The sequence below is a fragment of the Caulobacter sp. D5 genome, from assembly GCF_003185805.1.
Taxonomy (GTDB): Bacteria; Pseudomonadota; Alphaproteobacteria; order Caulobacterales; family Caulobacteraceae; genus Caulobacter.
On sequence record NZ_QHJY01000070.1, the window covers coordinates 1 to 21250 of the forward strand.

A 21250-nucleotide genomic window follows, 5' to 3' on the forward strand; every position below is an offset into this window, starting at 1 on the left:
ACGAGGCCTATGTCGAGCACGACGGCGCCAAGAAGCTGATCGCCGAGATCGAGGAAATGCAGCCGGGCGAAGAGTTCTACGACGCCAAGGTCAAGGTCCTGGGCGAATACATCAAGCACCACGTCAAGGAAGAGGAGCAGCCGGGCGGCATCTTCGCCCAAGCCAAGAAGGGCGATGAGGATCTGGACGCCATGGGCGAACGCCTGAAGGCTCGGAAGGAAGAGCTGATGGCGACCATGGGCGCCGAGCGAGCGAACTGACGGGTGGCCCAGGCGCTAGACCCTATCCTGACGCCGCAGCTGGACGCCTTGACGCGACGAGTTCTGGAGAAGGCCTGCGCCCAGGACTTGAAGCTGGGTACGGCGGAAAGCTGCACGGGAGGTCTGCTGGCCTCCCTGCTGACCGACGTGCCCGGCTGTTCGCACGCGTTCGAACAGGGCTTCGTGGTCTATTCCGACCACGCCAAGCATCAGCAACTGGGCATTCCCCTCGAAAAGCTGGTCGGCGGCGGCGCGGTGTCACAGGACGTCGTCGTGGCCATGGCCAGCGCCGCCCTGGCCCGCTCCCAGGCGGACATCGTCCTGGCGGTGACGGGCTGGGCCGAGGACATGGGCGACCCTGAAAGGCCTGGCGGTCTGGTTCATTTCGCCTGCGCGCGACGCGACAGGCCGACCCAACATCGCAAGGTCGAACTTGGCGTCATCGGCCGCCAAGCTTTTCGTCTGGCATGCCTGGCGATCGCCATGGACATGCTGGCCGTCGCGGTCTCCACGTGAATCCGGCTCGCGTTTGAAGCCGAAGCTCAAGTTCAAAACCCTCAGAAGGTCTCTGGCGTGGTCTAGGTCAGTGGACACCGATGGTCGGCTGGCCGTGGGAGCTCCGGGCGCGACCCTCATTGAGGTTTGAGCTAGGCGATCGCAATGCAACCTGGAGCATGCTGAATTGTTTGCAGTGCAGCATGGAGATTTAGCATGCGTATCGCTCGATGCAGATGCGGGTCGGTGTCCGCCCAGTGCATGGGAGAGCCTGTGCGGGTTTCAGTCTGTCATTGTCTTGCCTGCCAGCAGAGAACTGGCAGCGTTCTGGCGTCCCAAGCCCGGTTTGAAGAAACCTCAGTCGCGATCGGCGGTCGGACCAGCACCTACATCCGGACAGCCGATAGCGGTTCCAGGGTCCTCTACATGTTCTGCCCGAACTGTGGCGACACGATCGCCTACGTCAATGAAGGCGAGCCTGATGTGGTGGCCATCCCCATCGGGGCATTCGCCGACCCTTCGTTCCCGGCGCCGACCGTGTCGTTTTACGAGCATCGCGCACATCGATGGGTCCTGATTGCGCTACCCGGCGGAGACCATCGCCATTGAGGAAAGATCGTAGATCTTTGCCCCGGGTTCGCGCACCACTTGGGCCTCGCACGAGGACGCTCAAGCGGCAGCCAAGAACGGAGCGGCCCTCTGCGCCAGAAGGCCCATGATCAGGCCGCCGAGAACGTCGCCAGAACCTAAAATCAAGCTCCGCCCCACCGCCGAGGTAGCCCGCGCAGCAGCTTGGGCGTCAATCAAACGATCCCATAAATCGCGGCGGCAACGCGCTGGGCGTCTTCATCGGCCCGGCTCTCAGCTTTTGGGAGCGATCATGAGCTATTTGAGCGACTAGGCGGCCGGGTCCAGCGCGCCTTGCTGCACGGAGACGTAAAGGCGTTGTGGCCATTGGTCGGCTAGGCCACGCTTGACGGCTGGTCCTTAGGGCTTTGCAAGACTGCAAAGCGACATGGATCGCCGCTCTCATTTGCGACCTGGACTTGGTGGGGTGAGTTCAGCGCCAGACAGTCTCCGGCGTTGAGGTGATGGTGTTCATCGCCGTCCATTACGGTTACGTCCCCGTGCAGCAGCCAAATGGCCGGCCGTGACGCCGTATGGGTGAGCGAGAGTTTGGAGATCGCACCGCCTGGCAAAGTGTAGTCCGCCAGCAGGATAGGGTGCCCGGGCAGGGCAAGTACTTGCGTGCGGCTGAGGCCTGTCTCCGGGTCGGTCCAGCGCGATTGATCGCGCGCCCGCGAGAGGCGGTCGGCATGCTCTGGCTTAATAAGAAGATCTGAGAGATTCAGCTCGAAAGCGGCCGCCAATCGAATGAGTAGGGCCGCCGTGGCGCCGGTCTGATTTCGTTCGATTTTACTGATCATCGCCTTCGATACGCCCGAGCGCTCGGCGACAACGGCCAACGACCATCCTCTTACTTCCCGCTCCAGGCGAAAGCGCCACGCCAGCAGCGGTCCAACGTCGGGCGCGGCCAGCGCCTTTCGGGGCTCAGGCCGCGGCGGGGGAAGGGGCGGCTCATTTAACGATGCTAACGCGTTCGGTGTGGACGAGCCGCTGTCGTCCGCCGGGGCTAGGCCTGGCCAGAGATCGTAGTCTTCCTGGCTCAACCACAGGCGTCCCTGCGGAATGAAGCGGGCCGGGGTATTCAGCATCAAGGGTTCGCCTGGCGAGACCTCCTGATTTTTCAAGAACCGGTACGGTGATGAGCCGGACCTGTGCAGGTCAAGCGTCGCCCAAATGCGGCCGATGCCGATGATCGTAACAGGATAGGGCTTGGACCTGACCGTCGGGTCTGGATCCGTTGATTCCAGTAAAAGAACTTGGCCTACGTTGATCGCGACCTTGGCCTTTGTCGCAGCGGCAGGCCGGATGGAGGGGAGCGGCATGATCAGCCCGAAATTGCCGAGAACGATCCAGCAAAGAAGCAGGTGATGAAACAGTGTCTACTATAGGCGATACGGTCAATTATAGAAGCCAATTCCATGCATCGACTCGTTGCGTGTAGCTAAGGTCGAGTCGTTGAGCCTGGGCGCGGTGGGCGGCGACCCTTCGGCCAGAAATTCCTCGCAGACGGTGACCCTCTCCTGAAGCTCCAGGGTCAGCTCATAAGTTAGCGGATGCTGATCGTAGACACGCAGCGCCTCAAGTGGCGAAATTGAAGGCGCCAGGCCTCGCGTCCTCCCAAGCGTGTAAGCATCTTCTGACCGCTGCTGCGGCCCCAGCTTAGGGCGCCGCCCTCGGCGCGCTTCGGATCGGCTTCCGCCCAGCTTCGGTCCCTAAAGGGCCCTGCAGCCGGGTCCCCGCGAAGCCGCCCTCCGCTTGCACACCCGCTCTCGCCGAGGGGCAAGGGTTCGATGACGAACCCCTGCCTCTATGTGTGAGGATCATTGGACAAGCTTCTGAAAGCCTTGAGCCCCGCATCTATGTGGCGTGTCTTGCCGCCTATAATCGCGGCCTCCTCCATGGCGCCTGGATCGAGGTCGAGGACGACCTTGCGGCCATGCTGGCGGGGCTGCTCGCCGCCTCGCCTGGAGGGGGGCGAGGAGTACAGGCGCGGTGAGGAGGTGTGGTGAAGGCGCAGGCCCCTGGAGATCGATCAGGTCGGGCCGGCGAGCCGCTGCGGCCGTGAGGGAACCGGCGGGCTCGCCCGTGGTTGTGGCAGGCGAACCCAACATCCTGCAAGGAGACATCATGACCGACACCGGTATTTCCCAGGCCAATGTACGCCATCGCGATAAGGCCAGGGATCAGCTTGGCGCGGCCGGCGCGTCGGCCAAGGACGCCTATGGCAGCCTCCGGACCGGCGCCGAAGAGCTCTATGCCGGCGGGCGCGAACATTTTCAGGACGGCCGCCAGGTCATCGAGGAAAAGGTTCGCGAAAGGCCGATCCTGGCGTTGACCGCCGCGATCGGCGTCGGCGTCCTGCTGGGCCTCCTGCTGCGCGGCCCGCGCACCGTCTATGTCCGCGTGCCTGCCACCACCCGGCCCTAGTCCTGGAGAGAAGCCCCGCGCCTTGATGGCCGGGGCGGGCCGCCCTGGATGAGACACCCAGAGCGGCTGGGCCAAACGGATCTGATAAGCGGCCTGCTCCTACAAGGCCGCATTGGCGCGACCAGTCCGCTGTCCTGGCTAAGCTCAGCCTCGGTGTGAAGGCCTAGCGCCGCCGGGTGGTCCGAAGTGTCCAGCCGTCCCGCGGGCCGAGGCGCTCCGCTGGCAGGATCGGCGCTCCCAAGGCGTGGAATGTTCGGCTCGCAGCGGCTCGACCACCTCGCCGTCGGCGACGAGCCGCGCCTGGCGACCGTGCGCACGAACCTCGGATCTTTAAGTCTCGGCGGCGTCGAGAGCGACCTTGAGAAGGTCCCGGCTCGCGCCTGCGCGGATGATCGGAACGTCGATCAGCACATCGGCGGCAAAAACGCCGTCGTGCTCGATGGTTTCGGCCACCGCGACCAGCGGCAAATCAGGAGACAGGGCCTTGAGGACGGCGAGCCGGCGCAGGTCATCCTCGTAATGGTCGGGCCGCAGACCGGCGATGACGAAATCCACCTGCGACAACGTTCCGAGACGATCCAGATCGGCCTGCTCGGCGTCGACGACCTCCCAGCCGCGCGCCTCCAAAGCCGCGCGGGTCTCGCCACCGCAATGGTCGGTCAATACCCGGACCATGAAACCTCCCAACCGCGCCTTCAGTCTGGACGCGCCAAAAGGTTTGGCCGTCCCGTTCATCAGGCCAAACCACAGTGCTCGCCAGACGGTTCCTGGCGAGGGGGCGGTGGGCGATGAAGGCGCGAGGCCACAGCTTCACTTCCTTTGTCGCAGCCATCTTTTGATAGGCGAGCAGGGTGGTTTTGGGCCCCGCCCGCTGCGGCGTGAAACCATCGACGCCCCGATCGCTTATTGCGCCTGATGACAGACAGGTTGGCCTGAATGACCACACATTTCGACGTCGTGGCGCTGATCGGACTGGGCGCGGCCCTCTGCTCGATGAGCAGCTTCGTGCCTCAACTGATCAAGATCTGGCGCGAGGGCGATGCTTCGGCCGTCTCGCTGCGAATGTTCGCCCTGACGGTCGCCGGCTTTACGCTGTGGGCGGTCTACGGCGTCTTGCGGGGAGGCTGGCCGCTGGTGCTCAGCAACCTCGTCTGCCTGGGACTGTCGGCGACGATCCTGATTTCCAAGACGATCCTGGAGCGGCGCTCAGCCTGAGGCCGACATCGCCGCAGCCGTCCAAGATGCTGGCGCATCATGCCGCGCCAGCTTCGGGAACGCGGGCGTTCGAGCCAAGGCGGCTCATCACCGCGTGGAGCGCGGCAAACTGCACCGGCTTGGCCATGTACCCGTCCGCCCCCGCCTGCAGGCCCGCCGCCCGGTCGGTCTCCCCGGCGCTGGCGCTGAGCATCACGATGGGCACGCAGAACCCCTCGAACCGTATGGCCCGGACGGCCTCCAAGCCGTCCATGACCGGCATGTTGACGTCCATGAGCACCAGGTCGAAGCCGCCTTGACGGACAGCCGCCAGGCCTTCCGCCCCGTTCCCGGCCACGACGCACAGGTGCCCAAGGCCCTCTAGCCAGGCGGCGAGGATGCGCTGGTTGGCTGGGTGATCCTCGACGACAAGGACGCGGCGCGCCGGCGAGGCTGCATCTGGCGCCTCGGGCTCAGGGAGGATCTGGGGCGAGGCGCAACGAACCAGCGGCAGATCGATGACGAACCGTGCGCCCGCCTCGCTCGGCTCAAGGCGAAGATCGCCGCCCAAGAGGCCAGCCACTCGTCGCGAAATCGCCAGGCCAAGACCCGCGCCGCCATGGCGGCGGGTGCTGGAGCTGTCGACCTGGCTGAAAGCCTGGAAGAGGCGGGCCTGGCCAGCGGCCGTCACGCCCGGACCGGTGTCGGCGACGGTAATCCGTAGGCGCTCGGACCCTGGCGACCGGGCTGCCTCGACATGGACGTTTACGGCGCCGGCGTCGGTGAACTTCACCGCGTTGGACAGCAGGTTGTGAAGCATTTGGCTGAGGCGGATAGGGTCGCAGAGCAAAGCCTCTGGGGCCTGCGGCGCAAACGTCACGTCAAGCGCCAGCCCCTTGTCCTGAGCCCTCGGCCTCCAAAGCGCCGCGATGCGGCGCACGAGCGGCGCAAGCTCGACATCGACGATCGCAACCTCGAGCTTGCCCGCCTCGATGCGCGCGAAATCCAAGATATCGTCCAGCAGGCACGCCAGGGTGCGACCCTGCTCGTCGATGACCGCAACCAGTTCCTGCGTCGGCGCGTCCAAGGCGCCGTTGCGCAACAGCTGCGCCGCCCCCAGCACCCCGTTCATGGGCGTCCTCAGTTCGTGGCTGATGACGGCCATGAACGCCGACTTTGCGTCGCTGGCGGCGGTCGCCTCGTCGCGAGCGATCTCCAGAGCCGCGATCAAGCGCGCCTGCTCGGCCTGGAAGGCGTCGATCTGCGCCTTGTGAACCCGTCCGAAGAAAGCCTTGGTGAGGATCGCCGAGCCCGCCACGCCGACGGCCGCCAGCAGCGCCAAACGTCCCGGCTCGCTGCGCGCCGTCGCCAGCACATAGGCCAGCACCGCCAGATAAGGCGTCGCAACGATCAAGGCGCGTCTGGGGAGATGCCGAAACTGGGTCGCGACCAGGAGGACCCCGGCGAACAGGAACGTGATGGTCGCGACCAGTGACCACGGGCCATGGGTTCGCCACGCCAACAGTGGGGCCAAAGCCCAGGCCGCCGAGGTCACGGTGGCGATAACGGTAAGCTCGGCGCCGACGCTGACCCGGGCGCTCCGCGTCAGGGCGCGCTCGATGCGCCCCCGCACCAGCCCCAGGACGCAGCAGGCGATGAACCAGCCAAAGGCGAGATAAGGGCCGCAGGACACGCCGAGCAACAAGGCCCAGGCGCCCAATAGCCAATAGCGAAGACCCTGGGCGATGACGATCGTCGACACGCTCGGGCTGCCGTCGGTTTCTGCCGGGCCGACCACCACGACATGGTTGGGCGGGTAGGGTCCCTGCGGGGACGGCGAGGTTGCGCGCGAGCTCATCGTCCTAGTTCCCACGCAGTTGCTTAAGAGTCGATTATATCGATGTCGATATTTTCGACTCCGGCAGACCTTTTTGATGTCTGGGCAAAGTTGGTCTAGAACCTGACATATGGCGCAGAAAGATCCTGTCACAGCGTTCCCGATCGGGTCGCAAGGCGCGTTCGACGAATTACGGGTCGATCAACAGCTGTGCCTGGCGCTGCAAACATCAGACAGCCTGGTGACGAGGCTCTATCGCGAGATGCTCGCGCCCTTGGGCCTCACCCATCCGCAGTATCTCGTTCTGATTTCGCTGTGGCAGGAGAATGGTCGGGCGGCGATGGGCGACCTTCGGCGGATCCTGTGCATGGATACCGGCGCTGTCACACCGCTGGTCAAACGCATGGAGAGCAAGGGCCTGCTTGTCCGCTCGCGCGATGACCTGGACGAACGCAGGGTTTGGGTCGATCTGACGCCCCAGGGCTGGGCCCTTCGCGAGAAGGCCCTGGAGGCGCGGCGCTCCGTCGTGCGCCAGTTGCCGTTGACCGAGGCTCAAATCGCCGCCTTGCGCAGCGAGCTGCAGGCGATGAACGAGGCGCTGCTGACGGCTCTCCGAGACTAAGCCCCCGGCAGCTCGACGACCTTGCAGCGCGGGTATCAGGGTTCGGCCAGCGACAGCTCTGAACTTGGCGGCGTCTGGCGTGTTCAGCCGACATGACCAACACCGCCCTGATCCCCTCCGCCCTCATCGGCGCCGTCGCCAGCGCCCGGTCGATGACCCCGATGGCCACCATCGCCGCGGCCCGCCTTGCCGGCCGCTCAACGCCCGGCAAGCTCGTCCTGCTCGACCATCCGCTGTTCAAGTTCGGCGCCCTGGCCATGGGCATCGGCGAGCTGCTGGGCGACAAGATGAAAACCGCGCCCGACCGCACGGTCTTTCTGGGTCTGCTGGCCCGGATCGCTAGCGCCGGCATCGCCGGCGCGGCCCTGGCCCCGCGCGGCCGTGAGAAGGCCGGGGCGGGCGTGGCGATCGCCACCGCGGTGCCGCTGGCCTACCTGACCCTGGCCGGCCGCAAGCAGGCCATGGCCAAGTTCGGCCAGACCCCGAGCGGCCTCGTCGAGGACGCCTTGGTTGTCGCCGCGGGCGTGGCGACCATCGCCTTCTTCACGCACCAGCCGTGGGGCGCCCGCGGCTGACGGGGCGCACCTTGCGATAGTCCGCAAGGCCCTCGCGCAACTGCAATTCCACATCGCCTGATGGCCGCCCAGGAACCGACGGCCAAGCCTGACCGTTGGCAAGGCGAGAGCTGGAGGACAGCGCCTTGGATGCGAACGCGGGTTATGCTCGGGCCTTGAGCCGGGCCTTCGGCGGGGCCTTGCTGTTTTCATTCCCGCTGCTGATGACCATGGAAATGTGGTCGCTGGGCATGGCGGTGGAGCGCTGGCGCCTGCTGGTCTTTCTGCTGCTGACGCTGCCGATGCTGATCGGTCTTTCCTACTACGCCGGCTTCGAGCCGACCTTCCGGCTGAAGGACGAGGTGCTGGACGCCTTGGCCGCCTTCGGCGTCGGCTTCCTGCTGGCGGCGGTCCTGCTGAGCGTCTTCGGCGTGCTGGGGCGCGACGACATCCTCACCCAGGCTGGCCTTGGCAAGATCGCGCTGTGCGCAGCGCCTGCGGCCGTAGGCGCGCTTCTGGCCGGCAAGCAGTTGGGCGAGCGAGGGCCGGGTGCGCGAGAGAAGGAGCGAGCCGGTCCGCTGAGTGAACTCTTCCTGATGGCGGTGGGGGCGGCCTTTCTGGCCTTCAACGTCGCCCCGACCGAGGAGATGGTCCTGATCGCCTACCAGATGGGGCCTTGGGCCACACTGGCCCTGGTGGCGATCTCCATCCTGCTGCTGCACGTCTTCGTCTATCAGCTCGGCTTTCCGGGCGAGACGCGACGCCGGCAGGCCGGCGACTTTCGCCGAACCTTCGTGGCCTTCACCTGTCCCGGCTACGGGGTCGCCCTGGTGATGAGCCTCTATCTCCTCTGGACCTTCGGGCGCACCGATGGAGTCGCCGCCCACGAGATCGCCACCATGACCGTCGTCCTTGGCTTTCCTGCCGCAATCGGCGCGGCCACCGCGCGCCTGGTGGTCTGATGGCCCAGAAGCCCAAGGCCGCAAGTCGATCGCCGGCCTCCAGGCCGAAGGCCTCGCCCAAGCCGGCGCCGGCGCAGGAAACGCCGGCCCTGGAATGGGCCTCGGCTGCGGTGGGGCTGGTGCTGGCCGCCACGGCCATCAGCCTCACGGCCTGGGACGCCCTCTTCGGCGCCAAGGGACCGCCGGCCATCGCGGTGACGCTGGTCGAGGTCACGCCGACCGCTCACGGCTATGTCGCGCAGGTGGAGGCGTTCAATCACGGCGGCGAGCCGGCCGCCCAGGTCCAGATCGAAGGCGTGCTGTCGAGCGAGGGCGGGCAGCAGACCTCGGGCTTCACGATCGACTATGTCGCCGAGGGCTCCAAGGCGTCGGGCGGTCTGGTCTTCGAGAAGGATCCGAGGGCTGGCGACCTGAAACTGCGGGCGACGGGCTTCGCAGACGCGTCTTGAGGGCGCTAGTAGCGCCAGAGGAACGGCGCCGATTGCCACAGGATGGCGATGGCCGAGAGCAACGAGGCCAGGGCTGAAAGGCGCTGGACGAAAGCCCCGCCGAGGCCCGGGCGGCCGGTGGCGCGCCAAGCCCGAACCCCCAAGGCGACTGCGGCCAGGACGCAGGCCAGTGTCAGGCCCGCGAGAAGCCAGGTCAGCGGCGCCTGGTGTTCGTATGGGGAGATGTCGGCCAGACTGGCGAGCGCATAGGAGGCCAGGAAATGCGCCGCCCAGAGCGCAAGACCGCCGAGTAGGGAAAGCCAGGTGTTCACGCCAGACCCGCGGGGAAGAGACGGGTGACGCCGAGCCCGACGAGACCCTGGCCGGCGGTGTAGGCCAGGAACAGGCCGACCAGCTCGAGGGTCGCCGGCCGGTCCGGGCCCACATAGCCGCAGAGGCGTCGCATCAGCACATAGAGCGCCATGATCGCCGCGACGGCGACGAAGAAGCCTTGCCAGGCCAGGATGGCGTGGACGATCGCGCCCTGGGCGCTGGCCTGCGGCTCAAGGCCGGTCGTACGCCACGACGACAGATCGACGCCGAAGGCGAGGGTCAGTAGAGCGGCCGCGGACAGGACCATGGCTGTGGCCAGCCAAGGGCGCGCGAGATGGCGCTTGGCCAGCAAGGCCAGGGCGCCGCCGGCTGCGGCCGACACGGTAGCGACGGCCAGTGAGGCCATATCCGGCGGCGGACGCCAGGCGTCGGGATTGCGGCTCCACAGGAAGACGTAGGAGAACACCGACATGGCCAGCACCATGCCGCCGACGACCAGGGTCACGACCATGGCCCACCAGCCGGTGCTCGACGGTCCGCTGGCGTAGGTCGGCAGCGTGATCCCGGCGCCCACATCCACCGTCCGCTGGGGCAAGGGATGGTCGAGGAACCAGCACCAGCGCAGCACGCAGAGGATCGCCAGCACGCCGCTGAGCACCGAAGCGCCATAGGCCTGCACCGTCAGCAGCAGGAAGAAGCCGGCCGTGAACACCGCCGCCCAGACGTGCCAACCGGACGGAACCGGCATGTGCAGCAGATACTGGGGCTCGGCGTTGATAGGGCTGGTGACCAGGGTCTCGCGGCCGCCGGTGGGCGCGCCGGGCAGGAAGTAGCGGCCGGCGGCGACGTCGCGGGCGAGGGTCTTCTGGTCCCACAGCGGATAGAGCGAGGTCACCACCGGGATGCTGCGGGTGGAGTAGAGGCCAGCCGGCAGCCACTCCAGTCCGCCGCCCTCATAGACGTTGCCGGCCTCGCTTGCGCCGAAGGGGCGAAAGTTGCGGATCATGTCGATCAGCCAGATCAGCACGCCGGCGGCGAAGACGAAGGCGCCGATGCTGGAGATGAGGTTCGGCCACTCCCAGTCACGGCCGGCGGCATAGGTGTAGACGCGCCTGGGCATGCCCATCAGTCCGGTCAGGTGCATGGGCAGGAAGGCCAGGTGCATGCCCACGAACATCAGCCCGAAGGTCCAGCGCCCTAGGCGCTCGCTCAAGGGCCGGGCCGAGACCATCGGCGTCCAGTAGTAGATCGCCGCGAACAGCGGAAAGACCATGCCGCCGATCAGCACGTAGTGCAGGTGGGCGACGATGAAATAGGTGTCGTGGGCCTGCCAGTCGAAGGGGACCATGGCGGCCATCACGCCGGTCAGCCCGCCCATCACGAAGATCAGCAGCGAGCCGAGCACGAAAAGGCCCGGGGCGTTGAACGTCATCCGACCCGAGGCGACCGTGGCGATCCAGGAAAAGACCTGCACGCCGGCCGGCAGGCTGACGGCCATCGAGGCGGCCGAGAACATCCCGACCGACACGCCGGGCAGGCCGGTCGTGAACATGTGGTGGGCCCAGACCCCGAAGCTGATGAAGCCGGTGGCCAGGAAGGCCAGCACCACCAGCCAGTGACCGACCAGCGGCGTGCGGGCCACCGCGGGCACGATGGTCGACATCGCGCCCGCCGCCGGCAGGAAGATGATGTAGACCTCGGGGTGGCCGAAGAACCAGAAGAGGTGCTGCCACAACATCGGATCGCCGCCGCGCGCGGCGTCGAAGAACGGCCAGCCCAGGGCGCGCTCAAGCTCCAGCAGCGTCGTGGCCAGGATCACCGACGGGAAGGCGATGATGATCATGCCGGCGAACACCAGCATGGCCCAGGCGAAGACCGGCAGCTTGTCCAGGCTCATGCCCGGCGCGCGGGTCTTGAGCACGCCGACGATGATCTCGATGGCCCCGGCGATGGCCGAGATCTCGATGAAGCCGATGCCCAGCAGCCAGAAGTCGGCGTTGATCCCCGGCGAGTAGGTGGTCGAGGTGAGGGGCGGATACATGAACCAGCCGCCGTTCGGCGCCAGGCCGAAGAACAGCGAGCAGAAGAAGGCCAGGCCTCCGATCAGATAAGCCCAGAAGGCGTAGGCCGACAGGCGCGGGAAGGGCAGGTCGCGCGCCCCCAGCATCTGCGGCAGCAGCAGCACGCCCAGCGCCTCGACCGCCGGCACCGCGAACAGGAACATCATCACCGTGCCGTGCATGGTGAAGATCTGATTGTAGGTCTCCTGGGCCAGCACGCCCTGCATCGGCAGGGCCAGCTGCGTGCGCATCAGGAGCGCCAGCACCCCGGCCAGCACGAAGAACAGCATGGCCGCGCCGACGTAGTAGACGCCGACATAGTTATTGTTGATGACGGTGATCCACTGCCAGCCCTTGGGCGCGCACCAGATCGCCTCCAGCTGCTCCAGCTCGCCCTTCGGCCGTCGCCCCTTGGTCGGGAAGCGTTCATAGAGGCTGGTGTCGAAGCCGGTCTCCGACGGCGGGGGAGGGCCGCTCACTTCAGGCTCTCCAGATAGGCCGAGACGTCGCGCAGTTCCTTCCCCGTCAGCACCGGATAGGCGGGCATGCGGTTGCCCGGCTTGATCGCCTGGCTGTCGCCGATCCAGCCGGCCAGGGTTCCCTGGTTGTTGGGCAGGACGCCCGCGCCCAGGATGCGTCGGGCGCCGACATGGGTCAGGTCCGGACCCGCCAGGCCGTTGGCGTTGGTTCCTCGAATGGCGTGGCAGGCCCCGCAGCCGGCGCGCTCGAACACCGCCTTGCCGGCGGCATGGACCGGCGAAGCGACGGCGGGGGCGGCTTGCCTGGCTTTCCAGGTCTCGAAGTCGCCTGGCGCGTGGGCGACGACGACCAGGGCCATCAGCGCATGCGGCCCGCCGCAGAACTCGGCGCACTGGGCGCCGTACTCGCCGGGCTGGTCGGCCTGGATGCGCAGGATGTTGCGGCGGCCGGGGATCATGTCGAGCTTGCCGTTCAGCCGCGGGATCCACAGGCTATGGATGACGTCGGTCGACTCCAGTTCCAGCGCCACGGGGCGGCCGACGGGAATGTGGATCTCGTTGGCATCCTGGAAGGCCTCGGCGCCGGACGCCTCCAGATAGGCCACGCGCCACCACCACATCTCGCCGGTGACCCGGATGCGCAGCTCGCCCGGGCGGGGCGGCTCGCTGAGGCGATGGGTCAGGGAAAGGCCCCAAACGAGCAGGGCGCTCAAGACGACGACCGGCAAGGCGATCCCGGCGATCCAGACGAGACGCTCGGCGCCCAGACGCCTGCGCCAGGCCCGCGGTGCGAACAGCGCCAGGGCCAGGGCGATGACGACGATCGCCAGCACCGCAGCGGACATGGCCAGAAGGCCCCAGGTCAGGCTGTTCAGAGGCGCGGCGAATGGCCCGGCCGGGTCCAGGGCCGGCGGCGGCCAGCCCTTGAAGCTTTCGGAGGCGGGCGGCGTCTCAGTTGGCATCGGACGCATAGAGATAGGCCGCGATGTCGCGGGCTTGGGCGTCTGTCAGGCCAGACGCGGGCATGGCGGTGTCGGGGGCCATGGCCGGCGCATCGCGCAGCCAGGCGATCAGCACGCCTGGACGGTTGGGAAAGCGGCCGGCGATCAGCGCTTGACGCGGGAGATCGTCCAGCGCGCCGCCCACCGCGCCCTTGGGCCATGTCACGCCCGGGATGCGATGGCAGGCGCCGCAGCCCTCGGCCTTGATCAGGGCCAGGCCCCGGGCGGGGTCCGCGCCGGTCACCTGCCGTTGCGCAGCGGGTTTTTCGGCGCAGGCCAGCAGGCCCGCCCCGGCCAGGCCGATCATCGCTGCCTGCGCTGTCTTGGTTCCGCCGCTCAAGCCTGCCCCTTCGAAGCCCCTGGCCCTTTCGAGCGCAAGGGCTCAACCCGCCGGAACAGTCGCGGTTCCGCCGGGTTTAGGCGGGGTGGGCCGCCCGACCGTCCTTTTGCTGATCTTCGTCGCCGTCGGGGTTCTGTTGGCCTGCGGTCGCGCGCCCGGCGAGACCGATCGACGCCTGAGCCTCGATGGCCGAACCATCGCCATGAGCGGCGGCGCGGGCGGAGCGGCCAAGGCCTGCTTTTCCTGCCATGGCCTCGATGGCCTTGGCGACGGCGTCTCGGTTCCGAGGCTGGCCGGTCTGGACGCCGGCTACCTGCAAAAGCAGATGGAGGACTACGCCTCGGGCATCCGGCCCGACAAGGTGATGGGACCCGTCGCCAAGCCGCTGGACGATCGGTCCCGGCGCGCCGTGGCGGCCTATTACGCCAGCTTTCCGGTCAGGGCGGCGCCGGCCTCCGGCGCAGCGCCGCCCCGGCTTTGGACGCTCGGCGATCCTGCGCGCGGCCTGGCGCCCTGCGCCGACTGTCACGGCGCCCAGGCCCAGGGCGTCGGCGCGGGCCAGCCCGCCCTGGGCGGGCAGCCGGCCGCCTATACTCTGGATCAGCTACAGCGCTGGAAGCGCGCCACGCGGCGCAACGACCCGCGCGGCGTGATGACGACGGTCGCCGCCAAGCTCACCGAAAGCGAAGCCGCCGCCTTAGCGGCCTGGTCAGAGACGCAACCTGCTTCTCCAGCGCCCGCCAGCGGCGTTGCCAGCGCGTCCGCCGTCGCGGCCGCCGCGGCAGGATCGGCAGCATCCCGTGAAGCACGTCGTCGCGATCGATGAGGTGGTGCTTCAGCGCCGCGCCGACATGGATCGGGATCATCGCGACGAGACACAACGCCAGGCCCCAGTGCAGCCACTCGGCGAGGGCCTCGATGGCCCACAGCGTCGCGTGGGGAAGCTCGCCGAACGGCAGCAGGGGCCAGGGCGCGAGGTTGAGCAGGGTCAGTTCCGTCTCGCGGCTAGTGGCCGACACCATCGCCCAGCCGGTCAGAGGCAGGCCGAACAGGCAGGTGTAGAAGACGTAGTGGGTGGTATGGGCCGCCGTGCTCTCCCAGCCCGGTTTGTCGGCGTCATTGATGACGGCTGGGGCGAACAGCCGCCCGCCCACACGGCCCAGCACCAGGACCAGCATCAACACGCCGATCAGGTAGTGCAGTGCGTAGGCCGCCTGCATCTGGGCGCCGGGCGCGGCGCGGCCCATCCACCAACCCCAGCCGAGCTGGAAGGCGACGAGCCCGGCCATTGTCCAGTGGAAGACGATGGCGACCGGCGAATAGCGTCCCTCGTCGGCATGGCCGGCGGCCCATTCGAAGAGGTTCTCGATCAGCCGGTCGATCATCGGGCGGCGACCGCCGCGCCGCGTAGCTGGCGCCCGAGCAGGGCCAGAGCCGCGGCTAGATAGACTCCGGCGGCCGGGATCCACATGACGAGACCCGCCAACTGCTGGTCGTCCAGCGGCGAGAGGCCCCAGGACGTGGTCGTCAGGGCGTGCGGCGCATACAGGGCGCGGGGCATGAAGGTCAGCAGGGCGCCCAGCAGGCCCATCTGCACGGTGGTCGCCAGCAGAGCGGCGACGGCGGCCGGCGCGGGGGCGGCTCGCACCGCGCGCCACAGCAGCGTCGCGCTCAGCAGAAGGCTCGCCTGCATCAGCCAGTAGACGCCGTCGCTCGCCAGCGCAGCGCCATAGAGCGCCGGGACGTGCCAGGCCCAGAACGCCGCCGCGAAGGCCAGGGTCGTCGCGGCCAGGCCTCCGGTCCGTGCGCGTGGAAGAGACCTGGCCAACAGCGGCGCGGCAAGACTGGTCAGCAGCACGTGATGCAGCGTCCGGGCCGAGAATAGCGCCGAGCTCAGCGCGCACAGCGGCGAGACGAAGCTCAGCGCCAGCACCGCCATCGCCGCCACGGAGAGGCCGCGCCTTTTGGGCGCTGCAATCCACAGCGCGCAAGCCGCCATCGCCAATGCGCCCATCAGCCACGGATCCAAGTTCCACCGGCTCCAGATCTCGGCCGGCGAGGGGCCGGCGCCGCAGTAGGGCGTCCAGGTCTCCATGCTTCAGCCCTTAGGCAGGGCGTAGGCGATCAGGTAGTCGCCCTCGGGCGTCTCCATGAAGTGATGGCCGCCGGCCATGATCACCACATACTGGCGGCCGTCCTGCTCATAGACCATGGGATTGGCCTGGCCGCCGGCCGGCAGTACGTCGCTCCACACTGTCTTGCCGGTCTCGATGTCGATGGCGCGGAAGAGGTTGTCGGTCGCCGCTGCGATGAAGACCAGGCCGCTGGCCGTCACCGCGGAGCCGCCGTTGTTGGGCGTGCCGATGTCGACCGGCAGCATTGAGGGAACGCCGAACGGCCCATTGCGCCGCGCCGTGCCGAACGGACGGTCCCACAGCGTCGCGCCGCTCTTCAGGTCGATGGCGCGGATACCGCCGTAGGGCGGGCGCTTGCAAAGCATGCCCGTGCCCGGCATCCGCCAGCCGGCGTTGACGTCGATGGCGTAGGGAACGCCCGTCTGCGGATCGCCCGCGCCCTCGGCGCCGCCAGCCTTGGTCTTCTCGCGCGGATCACCGCGCGGGAACCAGCCCTTGGCGTCGGCCACGGCGCGCGGCACCAGTTGGTTGTAGTTGGGCATGTCGTTGTAGTTGGCGACGATCACGCCGCGGCGCGGGTCCAGCGCGATGCCGCCCCAGTCCGAGCCACCGTTATAGCCGGGATACTGGATCCAGCGGGCCTTGGCCTGCGGCGGCGTGTAGGGGCCGTCATAGATCGCGCGCTTGAACTGGATGCGGCAGATCATCTGGTCGATCGGCGACATGCCCCACATGTCCTTCTCGGTCAGACGAGGCTTGGCCAGGCTGTGATAGAGCGAGAAGGGCTGGGTCTTGGCCCGTTCGGCCGGCTCGCCCCCGCCGCCGGGAACCGGGCGCTCCTCGACACCCGTCAGCGGGCGGCCGGTGCGGCGGTCGAGGATGTAGACCTCGCCCTGTTTGCTGGGCAGGATGATAGCCGGCACGGGGCCGCCCGCCGTGGGGAAGTCGACCAGCGCGCCCTGCGAGCCCAGGTCGTAGTCCCAGACGTCGTTGTGGGCGGTCTGGAACTTCCAGCGCGGCTTGCCGGTGGCCAGGTCCAGCGCCACCAGGGCCGAGGACCATTCCTTCTCCGCCGGGCGGCGCAGCGAGCTGTAGTAGTCGGCGGCCGAATTGCCCATGGGCAGGTAGACGAGACCCAGGGCGTCGTCGCCCGTGGCCGTGGTCCACATGTTCGGCGTGCCAGGCGTGTAGGTGCGTCCTTGCGGCGGCAGGCCGGTGATGTCGGGCGCCATCATGTCCCAGGCAAAGCGCATCTGGCCGGTGACGGCGTCGTAGCCCTGGATGACGCCCGACGGCGCCCAGCGCTTTTGGCCGTCCAGCACCTGGTGGCCGGTGACGATGATCCCGCGCACGATGGTCGGCGCAGAGGTGATCGACACCATGCCGGGCACGACCTTGCCCATACCGATCTTGATGTCGACCTGGCCGCCTTGGCCAAAGCCCGCGCAGGGCTTTCCGCTGCGAGCGTCGACGGCGATCAGCCGGCCGTCCAGCGTGCCCTCGATGATCCGTGCGGCGCAGGCGGCGTCCGGCGCGGCGCCAGGCTGGACGAAATAGGTCACGCCCCGGCAGGCGGCGGTGTAGGGGATGGCGTCCTTGGAGACCTTCGGATCGTAGGCCCAGCGCTGCTTGCCATCGCGAGCGTCCAGCGCGAACAGCTTGTTCATCGCCGAGCACAGATAGACGCTGTCGCCGATCTTCAGCGGCGTGGTCTCGGCCCCGAACTTCTCGGGCAGGTCACCGGTGCGGAAAGTCCAAACGCGCTCCAGCTTGTCGACATTGGCCTTGGTGATCTGGGCGGCGGCCGAGAAGCGCTGGGCGTCGTGCGAGGCGCCATAGGCGATCCAGTCGGCGCCCATCGCCGCGCCGGGTCCGGCGAGCGCCGCGGGCAGGGGCTTGGCCGGCGTCGGGCGATTGGCGACGACGATGATCGCTCCGCCTGCGCCGACCAGAACGACGAACGCGGCCAGGCCGGCCAGCATTGGCTTGCTGCCCCGCCGGGTCAGCACCGGCAGCGACAGCACGACCAGCAGCAGGATCACCAGCGGCGCGACGAGACGCGGCACGAGGGCCCAGCCGTCCAGCCCGGTCTCCCACAGCGCCCAGACCAGGGTCAGGGCGAAGACGACGAAGTAGACGGTCGCGCCGGTCTGCTTCAGCCTGGCGATCAGCACGCCGGCGGCCAACAGGCCGATCCCTGCCAAGACGTAGTAGGGCGACCCGCCAAGGACGGCGAGCCACGCTCCGCCGACGCCCAGCACCAGACCGATCAGAACTAGGAGAGCGCCCAGTAGGCGAACCATGACCGACATCGAACTCTCCACCGACGCTTGGTGCGACAACACCGGCGGAGGAGGGGACGTTCCGTGGCCTGGTCCTCAATCTCCAAAGCGCCCACTGGGGTCGCGGAGGAGCGACGTCAGGCGATGCCGGCGCCGCCGGTCACGCCATAGACCTCACCGGTCGTGAAGCTGGCCTCCTGCGAAGCGAGAAGCACATAGACCGGCGCGATCTCCACCGGCTGGCCGGGGCGGCCGAACTGGCTGTGTTCGCCAAAGTGCTGGACCTTCTCCTGGGTCTGGCCGCCGCTGGGCTGCAGCACCGTCCAGAACGGGCCGGGCGCGACGGCGTTTGCCCGCACGCCGTCCTTGATCAGCTGCTTGGCCAACGCCTTGGTGAAGGCGACGATGCCGGCCTTGGTGGTGGCGTAGTCCAAGAGGTTCTCGGACGGCTCGTAGGCCTGGACTGAAGCGGTGTTGATCACCGCCGCCCCCGGCCTCAGGTGAGGCCGCGCTGCCTGGGTGATCCAGAACATGGCGTAGAGATTGGTCTTCAGCGTGTGGTCGAACTGCTCGCTGTCGATGGCGGCGATGTCGGGACGGCTGACCTGCTTGCCGGCGTTGTTGACCAGAATGTCGAGCCCGCCCAGACCCTCGACCGCCTTGGCCACGAGCTCACGGCAGAAGGCCTCGCCCTTGATGTCGCCGGGAAGGGCGATGGCCTTGCGACCCTCGGCCTCGATCAGGGCGATGACCTCGCGCGCGTCGCTCTCCTCGCTCGGCAGATAGCCGATGGCCACGTCGGCCCCTTCGCGGGCAAAGGCGATGGCGGCGGCGCGGCCGATGCCGGAGTCCGCGCCGGTGATCAGCGCCTTGCGGCCCACCAGCTTGCCCGCGCCGCGATAGCTTTCCTCGCCGTGGTCCGGCTTGGGATGCATCTTGGCGGCGAGGCCCGGCGCCGGCTGCGGCTGGGCCGGGAAGGGCGGCTTGGGGTACTGCTCGCGCGGATCCTGCATGCGCAGGCGATCGTCCTTGGTCATATCAGTCTCCAGGGTGTGGGGATCAACGGGAGCGCCGGCGACGGTGTTCCGCCACCGGCGCTCGGACCGGCGGGGGCGAGAACCTTGGCGGGAGCGTTGGGCGTTGTAGCGGGAACAGTCAGATGGAGACCGTCATGCCCGCCAAGTCAGCAGCCCAGCAGAAGGCCGCCGGAGCCGCCTTGTCGGCCAAGCGCGGCGATACCCCCAAGAGCAAGCTCAAGGGCGCGTCCAAGTCGATGCTGTCGATGAGTGAGAAGCAGCTAGAAGAGTTCGCGCAGACCAAGCGCAAGGGCAAGCCCGAGCACGCGAGCTGATCTGCGCCGGTCGACGGGAATATGGCGGCCGAACAAGCTGGAAAAGGGCTCGCTCAGCCATTCTGCTCAGCGCATGGATCCCAATGGCTCGGATGGAAATCTGATGTCGTACGCTGTGCCCGGCGGGCCGGATCGTTCGAGCTCACCATGCAGTTGCTGGACGAGCGAGTGGACCAGCCGCGTACCGCCGCCCTTGCGGCTTGAAGCAGGATCAAAACCTACCCCGTCGTCGGCGACGGCCAAGTGAAGCTTTCCCAGCCCGTCGCGGTCGAAGGCGACGGTGATCACGCCGGCCCGAACGTCGGGGAACGCGTATTTGAGGGCGTTCTCCACCAGTTCGTTGACGATCAAGCCGATCGGCACGGCCGCCATTGAGCCGATATCGATCCTGGCGACGTCCACGCGCAAGCCTACGGGGCGAACCCCGATAACACCGTCGCGCAGGTCGTCGCAGATCGAGCAGATGTAGTCCCGCGCGCAGATGGAGGTCGCTTCATCGGAAAGGTGCAGGCGGCTGTAGAGCCTGCCCAGAACCCCGATGCGGCCGGTCGCCTCCTTTACTGCGCGCTGCGCGTCGGGATCGCTGATCTCCCTGAAGGACAGGTGCAAAAGACCATTGACCGAGGCCAGGTGGTTCTTGACCCGATGGATGATGTCTTCGATCAGCAGCTTGTTGAAGTCGTTAGCGCGTTCCAGCGCTAGGCTTGTCTTGGCCAGGCGCTCGGCGGTTGAGCGCAAAGCCTCGACCGTCACGGCCAGGAACAGGCCGATAAGCACGTAGAGCGCCAGGGGCAGGGCGTCCTTCAGGTTCGGCAGCTCGAACGAGTGGAAGGTCGGGACGAAAAAGTACCAAGCCATACCGGCGCTCAGCAGGACGGCGAAGACCCCCGTCCCTCGGTCGAACAGCGCCGAGATCAGGATGATCGCCGGAAAGAAAAGCAGGAATGGAAACCCGCCCATATAGGGCGCGGCCGCCAAGCGAAGCGCGAAGAACAGCAGGATGATGGCGCTCGCAAGCACGTAGCGCAGCACCACCGGCGCGGCCCGTAGCGGCGCCGAGACGCGGAAGATCCATTCCAGCTTCAAAGGCGGTGATCCTTGAAACGACGTCTGACGATCAGGTTGCGCGCTCAAGGTATCAATATGCGGCTGTCGCCCAGTTGGACAGCCGATTTGGCGGATCTTGAAGCCAGGGGTTTTTGGCCTTGGCGCGAAAACCTGGAAACAGTCCATCCGTCACCGGCCGCGCCCACGGGTGGCGAAGGCAAGTCGCATGTGGGGGCGAACGTATAGCTTGGCTGCGTATCTAAGTCTCTGAAGGCGAATAGAAATCCAATTTAAGGCTAGGGCCCGGCCTTCCCGGCAGACGCCTACGTGTCTCCAGGGGGAGGTTGAGGCCGTATGTCGAAAAGGGGGCAGCGTCTTCCCTTTGTCAGACAGCAAGAGCACCATCTGACCATAAGTTTGAAAGTATCTTCGAGGCTTTCAATTATCGTAGGAGTTAACGAAAAAGATCCGCCTCGTGATAATGCTAGCGTATGTTAGAGTGAAATAGAGAATACGTAGTGCTCGTTATTGTGCATTGCGGCGCGCCAAGCCTACGCCGCACTGCGCCGCACTGCGCCGCACTACGCCAGAGCCGCCTGGGCTAGCAGAAATAGCGGGTCATGGTTGCGTGGCCGTGGCGGGGGCGTTGTGACCACACCAGGACGTCCGGGCGATCAGGACTTGGTCCCGCGCAGGGCGTCGGGATCGATCGGGCGGGGCCTGGAGTTTTGGCTCGAGGTTGAGCGCGGATCGTTGCAGCCCTTTGGCGGGGATGAGCGCGTTCCGGGATAGGTTTTCATCTGGTCGCCTTTCTTG

Annotated in this window: 23 protein-coding genes and 2 pseudogenes; 12 read left to right on the forward strand and 13 right to left on the reverse strand. The window is 67.3% G+C overall.

What is annotated here, in order from left to right; all coding sequences use genetic code 11:
- The 3 genes and pseudogenes from DMC18_RS05545 to DMC18_RS27255 form a co-directional block, all read left to right on the forward strand.
- Positions 1–260 (forward strand): annotated as a pseudogene (locus DMC18_RS05545) (hemerythrin domain-containing protein); the annotation flags it as partial.
- Positions 261–263: 3 nt separating this feature from the next.
- Positions 264–776 carry a CinA family protein gene (locus DMC18_RS05550; RefSeq protein ID WP_110117675.1) on the forward strand — a complete coding sequence of 171 codons (513 nt, stop codon included), beginning with the start codon at positions 264–266 and terminating at the stop codon, positions 774–776.
- 240 nt (positions 777–1016) lie between these two features.
- Entirely contained in the window at positions 1017–1364 is a 348-nt protein-coding gene (locus tag DMC18_RS27255) for a GFA family protein (RefSeq protein ID WP_233245123.1), read from the forward strand.
- Positions 1365–1717: 353 nt separating this feature from the next.
- Here DMC18_RS27255 and DMC18_RS05560 read toward each other — a convergent pair whose 3' ends face one another.
- Complete coding sequence (locus tag DMC18_RS05560; protein ID WP_110117673.1) at positions 1718–2704, reverse strand: helix-turn-helix transcriptional regulator; 987 nt, start codon at positions 2702–2704, stop codon at positions 1718–1720.
- A 539-nt stretch (positions 2705–3243) separates the two neighbouring features.
- Here DMC18_RS05560 and DMC18_RS05565 point away from each other — a divergent pair.
- Together DMC18_RS05565 and DMC18_RS05570 are read left to right on the forward strand one after the other, a co-directional pair.
- The gene (locus DMC18_RS05565; RefSeq protein WP_233245120.1) at positions 3244–3378 is read left to right on the forward strand and encodes an antirestriction protein ArdA; all 135 of its coding nucleotides are present in this window, start codon (positions 3244–3246) and stop codon (positions 3376–3378) included.
- A gap of 131 nt (positions 3379–3509) precedes the next feature.
- On the forward strand, positions 3510–3809 hold the full coding sequence (locus DMC18_RS05570; protein ID WP_110117672.1) for a hypothetical protein: 300 nt from the start codon (positions 3510–3512) through the stop codon (positions 3807–3809).
- A gap of 330 nt (positions 3810–4139) precedes the next feature.
- Here DMC18_RS05570 and DMC18_RS05575 read toward each other — a convergent pair whose 3' ends face one another.
- A complete protein-coding gene (locus tag DMC18_RS05575; protein WP_158286191.1) occupies positions 4140–4544 on the reverse strand; it encodes a hypothetical protein in 405 nt (134 codons plus the stop codon).
- A gap of 201 nt (positions 4545–4745) precedes the next feature.
- On the opposite strand from DMC18_RS05575, the gene DMC18_RS05580 reads away from it, so the two are divergent.
- On the forward strand, positions 4746–5024 hold the full coding sequence (locus tag DMC18_RS05580) for a SemiSWEET family sugar transporter (RefSeq protein WP_110117670.1): 279 nt from the start codon (positions 4746–4748) through the stop codon (positions 5022–5024).
- Positions 5025–5061: 37 nt separating this feature from the next.
- Here the strand turns inward: DMC18_RS05580 and DMC18_RS05585 are convergent, their stop codons facing one another.
- Positions 5062–6861: a response regulator gene (locus DMC18_RS05585; RefSeq protein ID WP_110117669.1), complete on the reverse strand. Its 1800-nt coding sequence runs from the start codon at positions 6859–6861 to the stop codon at positions 5062–5064.
- A gap of 109 nt (positions 6862–6970) precedes the next feature.
- Here DMC18_RS05585 and DMC18_RS05590 point away from each other — a divergent pair, with 109 nt between their 5' ends.
- The 4 genes from DMC18_RS05590 to DMC18_RS05605 all read left to right on the forward strand — a co-directional run bounded on the left by DMC18_RS05590 (position 6971) and on the right by DMC18_RS05605 (position 9427).
- Positions 6971–7462, forward strand: a complete 492-nt coding sequence (locus DMC18_RS05590) for a MarR family winged helix-turn-helix transcriptional regulator (protein ID WP_110117668.1) — start codon at positions 6971–6973, stop codon at positions 7460–7462.
- Between the two features lie 92 nt (positions 7463–7554).
- Positions 7555–8037: a hypothetical protein gene (locus tag DMC18_RS05595; protein WP_110117667.1), complete on the forward strand. Its 483-nt coding sequence runs from the start codon at positions 7555–7557 to the stop codon at positions 8035–8037.
- Between the two features lie 155 nt (positions 8038–8192).
- Positions 8193–8978, forward strand: coding sequence for a TIGR02587 family membrane protein (locus DMC18_RS05600; RefSeq protein ID WP_255580275.1), 786 nt, complete (start codon positions 8193–8195; stop codon positions 8976–8978).
- A complete protein-coding gene (locus tag DMC18_RS05605) occupies positions 8978–9427 on the forward strand; it encodes a hypothetical protein (RefSeq protein ID WP_110117665.1) in 450 nt (149 codons plus the stop codon). The genes DMC18_RS05600 and DMC18_RS05605 overlap by 1 nt, the downstream gene beginning before the upstream one ends.
- A gap of 5 nt (positions 9428–9432) precedes the next feature.
- On the opposite strand, the gene DMC18_RS05610 is transcribed toward DMC18_RS05605, so the two are convergent.
- Genes DMC18_RS05610 through DMC18_RS05625 form a run of 4 tightly spaced genes read right to left on the reverse strand, consistent with a single transcriptional unit; the run spans position 9433 to position 13619 of the window.
- The gene (locus DMC18_RS05610; protein WP_110117664.1) at positions 9433–9738 is read right to left on the reverse strand and encodes a hypothetical protein; all 306 of its coding nucleotides are present in this window, start codon (positions 9736–9738) and stop codon (positions 9433–9435) included.
- Complete coding sequence (locus DMC18_RS05615) at positions 9735–12278, reverse strand: cbb3-type cytochrome c oxidase subunit I (protein ID WP_110117663.1); 2544 nt, start codon at positions 12276–12278, stop codon at positions 9735–9737. Before DMC18_RS05615 ends, DMC18_RS05610 begins: the two co-directional genes overlap by 4 nt.
- Positions 12275–13240 (reverse strand): cytochrome c oxidase subunit II, encoded by a 966-nt coding sequence (gene coxB / locus DMC18_RS05620; RefSeq protein WP_110117684.1) that lies wholly within the window; start codon positions 13238–13240, stop codon positions 12275–12277. The genes DMC18_RS05615 and coxB overlap by 4 nt, the downstream gene beginning before the upstream one ends.
- Positions 13230–13619, reverse strand: coding sequence for a cytochrome c family protein (locus DMC18_RS05625; protein WP_233245118.1), 390 nt, complete (start codon positions 13617–13619; stop codon positions 13230–13232). Before DMC18_RS05625 ends, coxB begins: the two co-directional genes overlap by 11 nt.
- Positions 13620–13821: 202 nt before the next feature.
- Between DMC18_RS05625 and DMC18_RS26805 the strand changes: the two are divergent.
- A pseudogene (locus DMC18_RS26805) lies at positions 13822–14268 on the forward strand (cytochrome c); the annotation flags it as partial.
- 25 nt (positions 14269–14293) lie between these two features.
- Here DMC18_RS26805 and DMC18_RS26810 read toward each other — a convergent pair.
- From DMC18_RS26810 to DMC18_RS05650, 4 genes are all read right to left on the reverse strand, one after another.
- The gene (locus tag DMC18_RS26810) at positions 14294–15004 is read right to left on the reverse strand and encodes a cytochrome b (RefSeq protein WP_110132754.1); all 711 of its coding nucleotides are present in this window, start codon (positions 15002–15004) and stop codon (positions 14294–14296) included.
- Positions 15001–15714: a cytochrome c oxidase assembly protein gene (locus tag DMC18_RS05640; RefSeq protein WP_110117659.1), complete on the reverse strand. Its 714-nt coding sequence runs from the start codon at positions 15712–15714 to the stop codon at positions 15001–15003. The genes DMC18_RS26810 and DMC18_RS05640 overlap by 4 nt, the downstream gene beginning before the upstream one ends.
- 3 nt (positions 15715–15717) lie before the next feature.
- Positions 15718–18066 (reverse strand): membrane-bound PQQ-dependent dehydrogenase, glucose/quinate/shikimate family, encoded by a 2349-nt coding sequence (locus DMC18_RS05645; RefSeq protein ID WP_110132755.1) that lies wholly within the window; start codon positions 18064–18066, stop codon positions 15718–15720.
- A 107-nt stretch (positions 18067–18173) separates the two neighbouring features.
- Complete coding sequence (locus tag DMC18_RS05650; protein ID WP_110117657.1) at positions 18174–19073, reverse strand: SDR family oxidoreductase; 900 nt, start codon at positions 19071–19073, stop codon at positions 18174–18176.
- 134 nt (positions 19074–19207) lie between these two features.
- On the opposite strand from DMC18_RS05650, the gene DMC18_RS05655 reads away from it, so the two are divergent.
- Entirely contained in the window at positions 19208–19387 is a 180-nt protein-coding gene (locus tag DMC18_RS05655; RefSeq protein WP_110117661.1) for a DUF3008 family protein, read from the forward strand.
- A 66-nt stretch (positions 19388–19453) separates the two neighbouring features.
- Here the strand turns inward: DMC18_RS05655 and DMC18_RS05660 are convergent, their stop codons facing one another.
- Positions 19454–20473: a sensor histidine kinase gene (locus tag DMC18_RS05660; RefSeq protein ID WP_158285866.1), complete on the reverse strand. Its 1020-nt coding sequence runs from the start codon at positions 20471–20473 to the stop codon at positions 19454–19456.
- 635 nt (positions 20474–21108) lie between these two features.
- Positions 21109–21234: a hypothetical protein gene (locus DMC18_RS05665; protein WP_110117655.1), complete on the reverse strand. Its 126-nt coding sequence runs from the start codon at positions 21232–21234 to the stop codon at positions 21109–21111.
- Positions 21235–21250: the final 16 nt, after the last annotated feature.

What these genes read in the sequence shown, in the direction of transcription:
- DMC18_RS27255 (WP_233245123.1), top strand. Translation starts at nt 1,017, where the DNA reads ATGGGAGAGCCTGTGCGGGTTTCAGTCTGTCATTGTCTTGCCTGCCAG.
- DMC18_RS05560 (WP_110117673.1), bottom strand. Translation starts at nt 2,704, where the DNA reads ATGCCGCTCCCCTCCATCCGGCCTGCCGCTGCGACAAAGGCCAAGGTC.
- DMC18_RS05570 (WP_110117672.1), top strand. Translation starts at nt 3,510, where the DNA reads ATGACCGACACCGGTATTTCCCAGGCCAATGTACGCCATCGCGATAAG.
- DMC18_RS05575 (WP_158286191.1), bottom strand. Translation starts at nt 4,544, where the DNA reads ATGAACGGGACGGCCAAACCTTTTGGCGCGTCCAGACTGAAGGCGCGG.
- DMC18_RS05580 (WP_110117670.1), top strand. Translation starts at nt 4,746, where the DNA reads ATGACCACACATTTCGACGTCGTGGCGCTGATCGGACTGGGCGCGGCC.
- DMC18_RS05585 (WP_110117669.1), bottom strand. Translation starts at nt 6,861, where the DNA reads ATGAGCTCGCGCGCAACCTCGCCGTCCCCGCAGGGACCCTACCCGCCC.
- DMC18_RS05590 (WP_110117668.1), top strand. Translation starts at nt 6,971, where the DNA reads ATGGCGCAGAAAGATCCTGTCACAGCGTTCCCGATCGGGTCGCAAGGC.
- DMC18_RS05595 (WP_110117667.1), top strand. Translation starts at nt 7,555, where the DNA reads ATGACCAACACCGCCCTGATCCCCTCCGCCCTCATCGGCGCCGTCGCC.
- DMC18_RS05605 (WP_110117665.1), top strand. Translation starts at nt 8,978, where the DNA reads ATGGCCCAGAAGCCCAAGGCCGCAAGTCGATCGCCGGCCTCCAGGCCG.
- coxB (WP_110117684.1), bottom strand. Translation starts at nt 13,240, where the DNA reads ATGCCAACTGAGACGCCGCCCGCCTCCGAAAGCTTCAAGGGCTGGCCG.
- DMC18_RS26810 (WP_110132754.1), bottom strand. Translation starts at nt 15,004, where the DNA reads ATGATCGACCGGCTGATCGAGAACCTCTTCGAATGGGCCGCCGGCCAT.
- DMC18_RS05640 (WP_110117659.1), bottom strand. Translation starts at nt 15,714, where the DNA reads ATGGAGACCTGGACGCCCTACTGCGGCGCCGGCCCCTCGCCGGCCGAG.
- DMC18_RS05645 (WP_110132755.1), bottom strand. Translation starts at nt 18,066, where the DNA reads ATGTCGGTCATGGTTCGCCTACTGGGCGCTCTCCTAGTTCTGATCGGT.
- DMC18_RS05650 (WP_110117657.1), bottom strand. Translation starts at nt 19,073, where the DNA reads ATGACCAAGGACGATCGCCTGCGCATGCAGGATCCGCGCGAGCAGTAC.
- DMC18_RS05655 (WP_110117661.1), top strand. Translation starts at nt 19,208, where the DNA reads ATGCCCGCCAAGTCAGCAGCCCAGCAGAAGGCCGCCGGAGCCGCCTTG.
- DMC18_RS05665 (WP_110117655.1), bottom strand. Translation starts at nt 21,234, where the DNA reads ATGAAAACCTATCCCGGAACGCGCTCATCCCCGCCAAAGGGCTGCAAC.